This is a genomic window from Fuchsiella alkaliacetigena, from assembly GCF_023227765.1.
GTDB lineage: Bacteria > Bacillota > Halanaerobiia > Halobacteroidales > Acetohalobiaceae > Fuchsiella > Fuchsiella alkaliacetigena.
Genome location: NZ_JALKBZ010000015.1, coordinates 44,427 through 56,561, shown reverse-complemented (window position 1 = coordinate 56,561; position 12,135 = coordinate 44,427). Strand labels below are relative to the sequence as shown.

The window sequence follows — 12,135 nt, the reverse complement described above, 5'->3', positions numbered from 1 at the left end:
TAAAGCAATAAACTCTGGATTAATCCCAGAGGAAAAATTAATTAATGGGATTTGCAGTTAACAGTTTGCTAATACTGACTCAATTTTTAGTTGAAATCTAATAATATTAGAAAGCAACTTTAAATTTGAGTATTGTGAGTGAATTATAGACTTATTAGAAGGCTATTCTATTTTGTTTTTGCAGTGCAATCATCAAATACGATTTGTTAACTTATTCTAAGTCGCTATTATAGTGATCAAAGTCCGGACTAATTGGATAAAAACCAGTATCAACTGCTACTTCTTGACCTTCTGAACCAATTGCAAACTTAAGATAGTCTAAAACTGCTCCAGCTGGCTCTCCATTTGTATAGTTAAATAGTGGTCTAGCCAGAGGATAAGCTCCAGTTTCTACATTACTTGGTTCTAGTGGAGTAGCATATTCTGAGTCTTCGTCAACTGCTACATTAATTACCCCCAGTCCATCTCTTGCTTCGCCATCACTAACTGCATAACCAATTCCTCCGTAGCCAATAGCAGACTCATCGTTTAGTACTCCCTCAATAATTTGGGCCGTACCATTCATTCTATTCTTGTGATCAGAGTAGTCATCTTCTAATACATTATCCCTAAAAAAAACATAAGTACCGGAGTTGCTCTGCCGACCATACATTGAAATTTCCATATCTGGCCCACCAACTTCCGACCAATTAGTGATATCTCCTCTAAAAATAGCTCCTATCTCTTCTATAGTTAGATCACGAACAGGATTATTCTCATTAACTACTACTGCTAAACCATCCATAGCTATTACATGAGTATGAACATCTACTCCATTTGCTGCTGCCTGTTCAAGTTCAGAATCACTCATTTCTCTAGATACATTAGCAATATCTACTTCATTATTGATTAAAGCAGCAATTCCAGTTCCTGAACCTCCGCCAGTTACCGAAACATCATAATCACTCTGCTCCATAAAGCTCTCAGCCAAGGACTGTCCTAAATTAACCATAGTATCGGAACCTCTTACCTGAGCATAAGTCTGATCGTCATCACTTCTAAACCAACCAAAGAAAGCATCTGCCTCTCCACTAAAAGTAATACCTGCTCCTACTACTAAGGCTAGTGCCAAAAAAACTGCTAAAACTTTTTTCTTTAACATTTTCTAATTCCTCCTAATAAATTTTCTTTACATCTTCTACTATCATTATAGCAGGTCTACTTTACAAATAAGTTAAGGGAATGTAAATAACTTGTTAACATCTTAATGGGTAACTTCTTCAGCTCCAATTCAAAAATAAGATTCAACTCCTTATTAAGTCTTCACCATGATCGATAAATATTCTTAGCACAATCAGCTATATTTCTTAAGTACTTACTAACACATAATAGATAAGCAACTTGAGAAGTATTATTAGCATCCTCCATCATGTAAGTCAGCAGCCTTCTCAAAAGCTGATTTTCAAAGGCAACTACTCTCTCAAATAAAGCAGTTATTTCTTGATCATTATTAGCATCTAAATAGGAAAAGGAATCCTTGCATTGAGCTAGCATTTGTAAAACAATCTCAGTAATTTTAGGAATATCTATCATCGGCTTAATCAGCAACTGATCATCAATAGCAGTAGTAATCCGGGCAATATTCAAAGCATGATCGCCTATTAACTCTAAGTCGGTAATTATTTTAGAGATTATACTAACTACTTTCAATTCCGCAGCTGTTAATTTTCCCTCAGTCAATAACTTAAGACAACTTTTTTCAAGCTTTAGCTCTAATTCATCAATTTTACTGTCATTATCAATTACCTGCTTAGCTAACTCCAAATCCTGCTCTAACAAAGAACTAACAGCACCATCAATAGATTTTTCGACCAAACTACTCATTGCCAATAAATTCTGCTTTAAATCCACCAACTTTTGATCAGAACTCTTTTTAATCATTAGCTTTTCACCCCTTTAAAGTTAACTCTTTAAGCACTTTTTTAGCCATACTTCTTTTGAGTCGATAAAAATCTAAGCGATTCACCACTATCAATTGTATGAACTTCCACTACTTGACTAATAAATATCTTTCCAGAACCAAAGCCACTTCCAGATTTACTTTTAGCCTGATCGCTAATAATATTAACCACCTTATCTTTTTCTTCATCCTTAACTACCATTAAAAGTAATGTCTTTAAGACTTCATTATAATATCTATCACCTATTTTCACTCCTAAATTCCTACCTCTTCCTGATACATCGGTTGTAATTACCGCTGGAAACCCTGCTTCTCTTAACTTAGCTAATACATCCTTAGCCTTATCCGGTCTGATAATGGCCCTAATTAGCTTCAAAGCTATTTAACCTCCCTTAAAACTACATATTTTCAACCTTCAAAAGAACTAACTCAACATATTTAGGAGCTTCAATCTGAACCTCTCTAGATAAATCAGAAATACTAAACAGAGATACTATCACCGCCACAATCACCAGTAAAAGTATAACTATCAACTTAGGCAGATCATTTCTATTGAACATCAGCTTATTCCTCCTCAATTAAGAAAGGTTAAAGAACCTGTCGCAAATCTTTTAGTCTGCTGCTTTATCAGCCTGCCAATCCGTAATTGGGCTAACTTATAAAAGGTTAGTTGTGAATTATCTCCATTATCATCGCTGACTCGTTTATAGCTTCCATCGGCTTGTAGCTCTCTAGCCTTTACTGTATCTTGAAGGTTAGTCTTTAATATCTCCATTAATCTTTCCTTTAACTGCTCTTCTTCTACTGGAAATAAGGCCTCTACTCGTCTCTCCAAATTTCTAGGTCTCCAATCAGCACTGGTTAAAAATATTTTAGCCGCTCCTGCATTAGCAAAATAATAGATCCTACTATGCTCCAAATATCTACCCACAATACTAGTCACCCTAATATTCTCACTGACTTTATCAATTCCTGGTCGCAAAGAACACATTCCCCGTACAATTAAGTCTATCTTTACTCCGGCTGCCGAAGCCTTATACAAAGCCTTAATAATCTTCTGATCGACTAAAGAGTTCATTTTGGCTATTATATGTCCTTCCCCACCAGCCTTTACGCTCTCTATTTCATTATCTATCAGCTCTATAAAGGTTTTTCTTAAATTAAGTGGGGCTACAGCTATCTTTTTCCATTGGGGTGGTGCTGAATAACCGGTTAGTAAGTTAAATAAAGAAGATATATCCGCTCCAAAGCTTTCTTTGCAGGTAAACATGCCTACATCAGTATATAGCTGAGCGGTTTCTTCATTATAATTACCGGTACTCAGATGCATATAACGTCTAATCCCATCTTCTTCCTGCCTGATGATCAGTAATAGTTTAGCGTGTACCTTGAGACCTATTAAACCGTAAATCACATGACAGCCTGCTTGCTCTAGTTTGCGGGCCCACTCTATATTATTCTTTTCATCAAATCTAGCCTTTAACTCTATTAAAGCAGTCACTTGTTTTCCATTATCAGCTGCTTCGGCTAAAGCATCCACCACTGGAGAGTTATCACTAACTCGATATAAAGTCTGCTTAATAGCCAATACTTGGGGATCATTAGCCGCTTCCTTAATTAACTCTAAAACTGGGTCAAAAGACTCATAAGGATGATGGACTAACCTATCCCGCTTTTTAATAGCAGTAAAGATATTTTCCTCTTGGTAAAAATCACTTGCTGGCTGAGGTGGTAGGGGAGTAAAAGTTAATTCCTGATAGCCCTCTAAATTCACAAAGTCAAAAAAAGGCGTTAAATCAATCGGGCCCTCAATCTCATACACATCCTGACTGGATAAGTTTAAAGAAGACATCAAAAGCTCCTTAGTCTTCATATCTCCTCCAGCTTGGATTTCTAAACGAACTGGAAAGCCTCTTTTCCTTCTTTTAAGATACTCTTCCATTTCAGCTAGTAAGTTTCTAGCATCCTCATCTAAGTTCACATCAGCATTTCTAGTAATTCTAAACTTAGTCACCGACTCAATCTCATAACCCACAAAAAGCTGCTCTAAGTACTCTTCAATTAACTCTTCTAGAAAAATAAACAGTATTTCATTTTGAGCACCAGGAACTTTAACTAATCTAGGCAGAATGGCCGGCACTCGCACCACAGCAAATAATTCTTGACCTCTTTTATTAGGGAATAAGTCTGCCCCTTCATCACTCTTCAATCTAACTCCCAAATTTAAGCTTTTATTTAATAAGCGCGGAAAGGGTCTACTTTCATCTACTGCCGTGGGAGTTAAAACAGGACGAATAGTATCTCTAAAATAATCAGTTAAATATCTCTGTTGAACCTGATTTAACTGCTGATAGTTAATAAAACTAACCCCTTCTTTTGCTAACTCTACCAATAGCTTTTCAAAACATTGATACTGATTTTCCACCATGTTGTGAATCTTAGCTGTTAACTTAATAAATATCTGCTGCGGAGTTAAACCAGCATTATCAACTTGGCTATAGCCAGAGCGCATCTGCTCCTTTAAGCGAGCTACGCGTACCATTACAAACTCATCTAAATTAGAAGCAACTATCGATAAGTATTTAAACCTTTCTAATAAAGGAGTAGTAGAATCCTGAGCTTCTGCTAAAACTCGTTTATTAAATTCTACCCAACCTAACTGCTTGCTTATATAGTAATCAGAACTATCAAAATCAATTTCATCCACTGCTTAAATCCCCTTTCCATTCATATCTATATATACAGCTTACTGTAAGCATATTATAGCATGAATTATCTAAATCTATGTTAACAGCAAATTAAAATTTAGCACTTATGTTAACAGCAAGTTAAAATTCAGTCATTGAGTCTATAAAACTTGCAAAAGCTGAGCCTATATAATAAACTGAAAGCAGTTAAATTAAGAAGGGAGCAAACAAAGATGAACTATAATAACTTAGCTATTATCGATATCGGTTCTAACTCAGTAAAGCTTGTTTTAGCTGAGGCAAAAACTAATGGCGACTCCTCATTTAAAATTATTGATGAACTAAAAGAAACTGTGCGCTTAGGAGAAGGAATGGATAGCTCTCCTTATTTAAAAGAGGATAGAATTGAAGCTGGAATTAAAACTTTAAAAATGTTTAAAAACTTATGTGATGCTACTAATACCGAAACTATTATTCCAGTAGCTACCGCCGCTGTACGAACAGCAAAGAATCAAGCAGACTTTCTACAGCGAGTTAAAGACGAGGTCAATCTCAGACCCCAAGTTCTATCCGGAATAGAAGAAGGATATTATGATTATTGGGGAGTTGTAAACAGTATCGACTACCAAGAAGGAGTTATAATGGATATCGGTGGAGGTAGTATTGAGTTAATCTGGATGAAAGATAGAAGGATTAAAAAACAAGCTAGCCTTCCTTTTGGTAGCCTTAACCTAACTCAACGCTTCAAGCTGCAAGATAGTATCAACTCAGCCCAAGAAGGAGACTTAATAAACTTTTTAAAAAATGAGTACCACAGTATATCCTGGTTAAAAGAGATAGATACTAAGCGTTTAATCGGAGTAGGCGGTACAATTAGAAATATTGCTAAGATAAATAAGCGCAAAAAAGACTATCCACTTGACTCTCTCCACTATTATAAATTAACTCAAGCTGAAGTTAATGAAGTATATAAGTTAGTCAAAGTTAAGGATTTAGCAGCTAGAAAGAAGATCAGTGGCTTATCCAAAAGTAGAGCCGATATTTTCATCGGTGCCTGTGCAGCTGTAAATACCTTAATTGACTTTTGCAGTTTTGAGGAACTATTAATTAGTGGTAAGGGACTCCGCGAAGGATTAATTTATAACTACCTCTATAATGGTGAAAGTCCGACTGATAATGTAGTGGACTTTTCAATTCGCAATATTATGCAGCATTTCAATTTGAATAAAAAGCACGCCGAAAAAGTATACCAGCTAACAGAGTCTCTTTTTAAACAGCTAAAGCCTTTATACGAGCTTGATTTTGAGTCTTTTAATGGCTCAATCGATAAAATAATTAAGGCTGCTTCCCTACTCCATGATGCTGGCAGTACTATTAATTACTATGACCATCACGAACATTCCTTTTATATGATTCTCAACTCTGGTCTGAACGGACTTACTCATCGGGAGCTACTAATTACTGCTTATATTGCTGCTTCACATAGACATACTAAGTACAGCCTTCACAAATACAATCTCAATCGAGCTAGCTTTAAGCAAATAATTAATAAAAAAGGGTCAGACAAAGAGATTATTCGCAAAACCGGTATCTTATTAGAAATTGCTGAAAGCCTAGATCGCAATCGTAAGGGACTTATTGAAAATGTAAAGTGCACTATTACTGAAAAGAGTGTTAAAATCAAAGTGATAGCCACAGAAGATGTAGAGTTAGAGATTAATGATGCTCTTTCAGTAGCCTCTGGATTTAAAAAGCTTTATAATAAAGAGTTAATCATTACTGATTAAAACTAGTTAAAAGAAAGGAGCTACCTGCTGGAAAATTCCAACTTCTTTACAGAAATCTTTGGAATCGAAGTTCCTTTTAGTAAAAAACTCAACAACCCTAGATAGAGTATTGATTACTCTATCTAGGGCCCGTTTCAGAAGCACTAAACTTATTTAAATAGAACTTAAACTCAGTCCCTACTCCTACTTCACTCTCTACTTCAATCTCCGCTTGATGATTTTTAATAATATGCTTAACTATAGATAAGCCTAAACCCGTCCCTCCCAACTTACGCGATCTAGTCTTATCCACCCTATAAAATCTTTCAAATATCCTCTCCAAATCCTCGGCCGGTATTCCAATCCCCGTATCACTTATATAAGTCCAAACTTGATCCGCCTGCTCTTCAACTTCAATCTTCACTTGACCACCAGCAGGAGTATACTTAACCGCATTATCAATTAGATTAGTATATAGTCTATTTAGCTCCTCCCTACTCCCCTTAACCTTAGCAATATCTGTAGGCAGATCGACCTCTAAGCTTATCTCCTTACTAGTCGCTTTGGGACTAATAATCATCAACACATCTGTCAACACCTCTTCTAAATCAACAGCAGCTAAGCTACTATCTCGAGACTCTAACTCCGCCAGATCCAAAAGCTCACTGATTAACTGTTCTAGGCGATCTGCTTCATCGTTAATAATCTGCAAAAACTGCTGATTTGTTTCAAAGTCGGCCTGTTGATTAGTCAGTAATGTTTCTGTGTAACCCTTAATAGAGGTTAAAGGAGTCTTAAGTTCATGAGACACATTACCTACGAACTCCGTGCGCATCTGCTCTAAACGACGCAGTTCTGTTACATCCCTAAATACAGCTACCACTCCGTGCTCCTTACTTCCATCCTTAATTCTAGTAGCATGAACTCTAATAATTCGATTACTGGGATAAAGAAGCTCAATTTCAGCAGAGATATCCTCTTGCTGTTGCATACAGTTCATAATCAAAGTACCTAACTTATGATTACGCATCACTTCCAAGGTATACTTTCCTAATATCCTTTCTTCTTTAACCTCAAAAAGCTCCTCAGCAGTAGGATTAAAGAGAATTATTCTTCCATCCTTATCTACTGCTATCACCCCATCCCCTATGCTGCTTAAGATAGCTTCCATCTTATTTTTTTCTCCAGAAATCTCATCCAGCTTAGCCTTAAGCCGACTAGCCATGTCATTGAAAGCGCTACTCAATCTACCTAGTTCATCTTTGGAATTTAATCTAATCTTTTGATCTAAATATCCGCGGGCCATGCGTCCCGCTACATAGGTCATTCGTTCAATAGGATTAGTAATCCGCTTAGTTACACTTAGTCCAATCAGCAAAGAAATAACAATAGCTATTAAACCAGCCTGAAGCAGTCTGCTAAATATATTTGCTAATATCTCTTCTACCTCTGTTAGTGGCAAGGCCAGTCTGACCACTCCAATTATCTGTTGCTCACTTTCCACAGGTAAGGCTACATACTTCATATTCATCTCCGTAGTATCACTATATCTGCTCGTCTTACCTATCTCACCTGCTAAAGCAGCAGCTACTTCCTTGCGCTGACTATGATTCTCCATCAACTGCGGCTCCTCACTAGAATCACCTAAGACCTCTCCCACTGCCCCAATTACTGTAATCCGGGCTTGCAGATCAGCACTATATTGAGTAATCGAAGTATCAATATCTACAAACTCAGTGTCCGTAAAAGGATAAGCCGCTGCTAACTTCTCCATAGTCAAAGACCTAACTAATCGCGCCTCATTTATTAAATTATTCTCTAGCTGACTTATAAAGTAACTTTCTAAAGAGCCCTTCAATATAAAACCAAAAAAGAAGAGTACCACTATCACTAAGGATAAATAAATTACTGTTAATTTCCAACGAATACTTTTGAACATCTCTTATTCCAACTCCTTAAATCGATAACCAACTCCTCGAATGGTCTCAATATAGTCCATTCCCGTTTCAGAATCCAAATTCTCCTTCAGTTTCTGTCTAATTCTGCGAATGTGTACATCTACAGTTCTAGTATCTCCATAGTAATCATAGCCCCAAATTTCCTTTAATAAGACATTTCTACTCATTACCCTTCCGGAATTAAAGGCCAGCAGCTTTAATAACTCAAACTCCTTTGGGGTAAAGTTAACCTTTTTTCCCGAAACTAATATCCGATGTTTAGCTGAATCAATCTTAATACTTCCAAACTCAGTCTTTAACTCTTCTTCAGCGCTAATATCACCCTGCATTCTTCTTAAAATAGCCTTCACCCTAGCCACTAACTCACGCGGACTAAAGGGCTTAGTAACATAATCATCTGCTCCTAATTCCAGACCTAATACTCTATCTACCTCTTCTCCCTTAGCAGTTAACATAATGATCGGTAGCTTTCTTAAGTTATCATCATTTCTAACTCGTCTACAGATATCTAAGCCATCAATCTGAGGTAACATTAAGTCTAAAACTATTAAATCTATACTTTCCTTCTGCATCATCTCCCAAGCTGACTGACCATCATAAGCTACTAACACTTCATAGCCCTCAGCCTCCAAGTTAAATTTAACTAACTCTACTATATTTTCTTCATCATCTACAACCAAGATTCTTTCTTTTAACGACATAGTAGCACTCCCCTAATAATTAATCTACTAACTGAATTAAACTAGCCATGCGACCGGTTCGACCTGACTCGGCTCGATAAGAATAAAGATGATCGGTATTGCAAGCAGTACATATTTGAGACACTATAATATTCTTCTTTAAGACACCTATCTCCTCTAATTGACAAGAATTACTCTTCCATAAATCTAACTTCCATTTATTTTCACTAACTTCTGCTACTAACTGCTCCCAGTAAGCAAAGGCTTCCTGTAAAGGATTGATTACGTACTCATCTACTTCATAACAGCAGGGCCCTATTGAGGGCCCAATCCCCACCAATACTTCCTCTATTGGAGAGTTAAACTCCTCCTGCATCTTTAAAACAGTCTGCTGAGCAATCCTTTTCAGAGTACCCTTCCAACCCCCGTGCGCCAAAGCTACTACTTGCTGCACCGGATCTAAAATAATAATCGGCACACAGTCAGCATAATAAGAGCTGAGAGCTACTCCCGGCTGAGCAGTAATCAAGGCATCAGTAGCAGCAATGGCACTTTGTTGATCTAAAGCACCTTTGCCCCGCTCCTGTTTAGTGACTATCTTGATAGCGTCACCGTGTACCTGCTCTCCAGCCACTAAGTTACGAGCATCAACTCCTAACTCTTTGCAGAATCTTTTTCTATTTTCTATTACTTTTTCTGCCTTATCGCCTGTATGAAAACCCAAATTCAAAGTAGCAAAGTCTCCCTCACTAACTCCCCCTAATCTAGTTGAAAAAGCCTGCTTTACCAAGCCAGTCTCTACAAACTCTTCTATTTGATAGTATTTTAACTCAGAATTTCCTACTAATTTAAACATCAAACCACCTCATATTATAGTATTGCTTTTCAATTCCTATTATATGATTTGTAACAACTTTTGTCTAATAGTAAAACAATATCGTTCTATTGTTTCATTGGCGCAGTAGGTCAAATGGATGTTTAACACTAGAAAAGTTTATTTTAGTACTTCTAAGACTCATCTCCACTCAAATAAAAGCAAGCAAATTTTAATTAGGAAAATTTGCTAAACCAGCTTTTATTTGAGCTCCGATTCATCAAGAAGCACTAAAAAATAAACTTTAATATCGCTTATAAACACCCATTTGACCGTGCTGATAACGAAAAATTGGTTTTGTGTTGCTGCGCTAACATAATTTCGCTCATTATTATAACAATATTCTAATAGCCAAACTATGCTTTTTAACTTATCTCTTAAAGTTTAGTCAGAACTTAGTCAGATTTTAGTCTGTGTCCAGTAGATTTTAATCTTTTGAACTTTATCTATCCTCTATCCTCTATCATTTGAATAAAACAATATACCAATATTGCTTTATCTTTTGAACTTCAACTATTAACTCTTAATTATTAACTGTTAACTGAACTTTCCTATACTCTACTAACGAATAATTAATATCCTTCAGGAAAAGCTAAATAAAAATAATTAAAAGCGAGGGATTCAATGTCTAAATTAAATGAAGTAATAATTGAACAACTACTCAAATGGAAGGTAAACAGAATCTACAGCTATCCTGGCGATACTATCTTGGACTTTTTAGCTGCTGTTAAGGAATCACCACTAGAGCTATACACTACTAAGCACGAAAGCACGGCCGGTTTAATGGCCTCGGCAGAGTCCAAATTAAGCGACCAGTTAGCAGTCTGTGCTGCTCACGGCGGGCCCGGTACCGCCAATATCATCAACGGTATTGCTGATGCTTATAGTGATAAGACTCCTTTACTCCTATTAAGCGGTCAAGCAGCTACCAAAAATATCGACACCAGTTATAAGCAGATGGTAGGCCAGTTAGAACTAACCAATCCTTTAACAGTTTATTCTGCCTTAGTAACTAATCCTAAATCAATAGTAGATTTATTAGTCAAAGCTATGACTACAGCCTTAACCAAGGGAGGAGTTAGTCACTTAGCAATTCCGATGGATCTCTGGCAAGCTGAAACTAATGCTCAACCCCGCGACTATCCTACTCATCTAGAGCAAAAGATAGTACCTGAAGATAAAGTGATTACTGCGGCTGCTGAGGAGATAAATCGGGCCCAAAAACCGATTATCCTTTACGGAAGGGGGGCTAAAGACTGTGCCACCGAAATAACTAAACTAACTGAGCAGACTAATGCTGGCTTAATTCATTCCCTACCAGCTAAAGGAATAATTGACGGAAAGCAGACTAACTTATTAGGCGGCTTAGGCTCAGCAGGCAATACCAAATCCTCTGAACTGCTTAAAGCAGCAGACTTAATCATCATTTTAGGCTCTACTTGGTGGCCGATGGACTATACTCCTCGTCAACCTAGAGTTGTGCAGTTGGATAGTGTAAAAGAAAATATAGGGGCTACTCACCCGGTAGATGTGGGAGTAATGGGAGACTTAAAGCTTTCACTAGATAAGCTGTTAAGCCAAATTGAGAAAAAGAATAACTCAGCTTGGGCCCGCAGAATCAATGAAGCCCATCAAGAGTGGTTAGAACAATTAAATGAAAAGATAGAAAAAATCGCAGAGCCTTTAAGCCCTCAATCTATTATCAACAGTATCAGCGAGCAGATTAGTGATGATGAAATAATCTGCTTAGACTCAGGAGACAATGTAGTCTGGTTTGGAAAGAACTTTAGCGATCAATGTGCAGATATTCTCACCTCTGGTACCTGGCGGACTATGGGCTTTGCTTTGCCAGCCGCCTTAAGTGCTAAAATTAATCGACCTCAGCAGCCTGTAACCGCTATAATAGGCGATGGTGGACTAAATATGGTCTTAGCAGAGCTTGCCACCGCAGTAAAATATAACTTGCCGATTAGAGTTATAGTTCTCAATAATGAATCACTAGCTATGGAAAAAAATAAGATGAAGGTAGCTGATCTTCCTTTAGCTGAGGTAGAACTAAGTAATCCCGACTTTGCTCAGATTGCTCAAGCCTGCGGAGCTAAAGGAGTAGAAATTGAAAGCTTAGACCATTTACAAAATATCTTAACGGAAAGCAAAGAAACTAGCGAACCAATACTATTAAATGTTCCTACTACGGCCCCAATACCTAGTGGAACTAAGCTACATTAAAC

At 37.1% G+C, this 12,135-nt stretch carries 10 protein-coding genes; 2 read left to right on the top strand and 8 right to left on the bottom strand.

The features are described from left to right. Positions 1–211: 211 nt before the first annotated feature. From MWH30_RS06315 to MWH30_RS06295, 5 genes are all read right to left on the bottom strand, one after another. Positions 212–1,141, bottom strand: a complete 930-nt coding sequence (locus MWH30_RS06315; protein WP_248663216.1) for a PstS family phosphate ABC transporter substrate-binding protein — start codon at positions 1,139–1,141, stop codon at positions 212–214. A 161-nt stretch (positions 1,142–1,302) separates the two neighbouring features. Further along, positions 1,303–1,920 (bottom strand): phosphate signaling complex protein PhoU, encoded by a 618-nt coding sequence (gene phoU / locus MWH30_RS06310; protein WP_248663215.1) that lies wholly within the window; start codon positions 1,918–1,920, stop codon positions 1,303–1,305. A gap of 41 nt (positions 1,921–1,961) precedes the next feature. Beyond that, positions 1,962–2,315, bottom strand: a complete 354-nt coding sequence (locus MWH30_RS06305; protein ID WP_248663214.1) for a P-II family nitrogen regulator — start codon at positions 2,313–2,315, stop codon at positions 1,962–1,964. Between the two features lie 22 nt (positions 2,316–2,337). Beyond that, the gene (locus MWH30_RS06300; protein ID WP_248663213.1) at positions 2,338–2,499 is read right to left on the bottom strand and encodes a hypothetical protein; all 162 of its coding nucleotides are present in this window, start codon (positions 2,497–2,499) and stop codon (positions 2,338–2,340) included. 14 nt (positions 2,500–2,513) lie between these two features. Beyond that, a complete protein-coding gene (locus MWH30_RS06295; RefSeq protein WP_248663212.1) occupies positions 2,514–4,646 on the bottom strand; it encodes an RNA degradosome polyphosphate kinase in 2,133 nt (710 codons plus the stop codon). A gap of 213 nt (positions 4,647–4,859) precedes the next feature. Here MWH30_RS06295 and ppx point away from each other — a divergent pair, with 213 nt between their 5' ends. After that, positions 4,860–6,413, top strand: a complete 1,554-nt coding sequence (gene ppx, locus MWH30_RS06290; RefSeq protein ID WP_248663211.1) for an exopolyphosphatase — start codon at positions 4,860–4,862, stop codon at positions 6,411–6,413. 118 nt (positions 6,414–6,531) lie between these two features. On the opposite strand, the gene pnpS is transcribed toward ppx, so the two are convergent. The 3 genes from pnpS to pgeF are packed head-to-tail and all read right to left on the bottom strand — an operon-like array spanning position 6,532 to position 9,886. Further along, positions 6,532–8,331: a two-component system histidine kinase PnpS gene (gene pnpS / locus MWH30_RS06285; RefSeq protein ID WP_248663210.1), complete on the bottom strand. Its 1,800-nt coding sequence runs from the start codon at positions 8,329–8,331 to the stop codon at positions 6,532–6,534. A gap of 3 nt (positions 8,332–8,334) precedes the next feature. Beyond that, a complete protein-coding gene (locus MWH30_RS06280) occupies positions 8,335–9,051 on the bottom strand; it encodes a response regulator (protein ID WP_248663209.1) in 717 nt (238 codons plus the stop codon). Positions 9,052–9,070: 19 nt separating this feature from the next. Further along, positions 9,071–9,886: a peptidoglycan editing factor PgeF gene (gene pgeF / locus MWH30_RS06275; protein ID WP_248663208.1), complete on the bottom strand. Its 816-nt coding sequence runs from the start codon at positions 9,884–9,886 to the stop codon at positions 9,071–9,073. A 642-nt stretch (positions 9,887–10,528) separates the two neighbouring features. Between pgeF and MWH30_RS06270 the strand changes: the two genes are divergently transcribed. Beyond that, positions 10,529–12,133: a thiamine pyrophosphate-binding protein gene (locus MWH30_RS06270; protein ID WP_248663207.1), complete on the top strand. Its 1,605-nt coding sequence runs from the start codon at positions 10,529–10,531 to the stop codon at positions 12,131–12,133. The last annotated feature ends 2 nt before the right edge of the window (positions 12,134–12,135 follow it).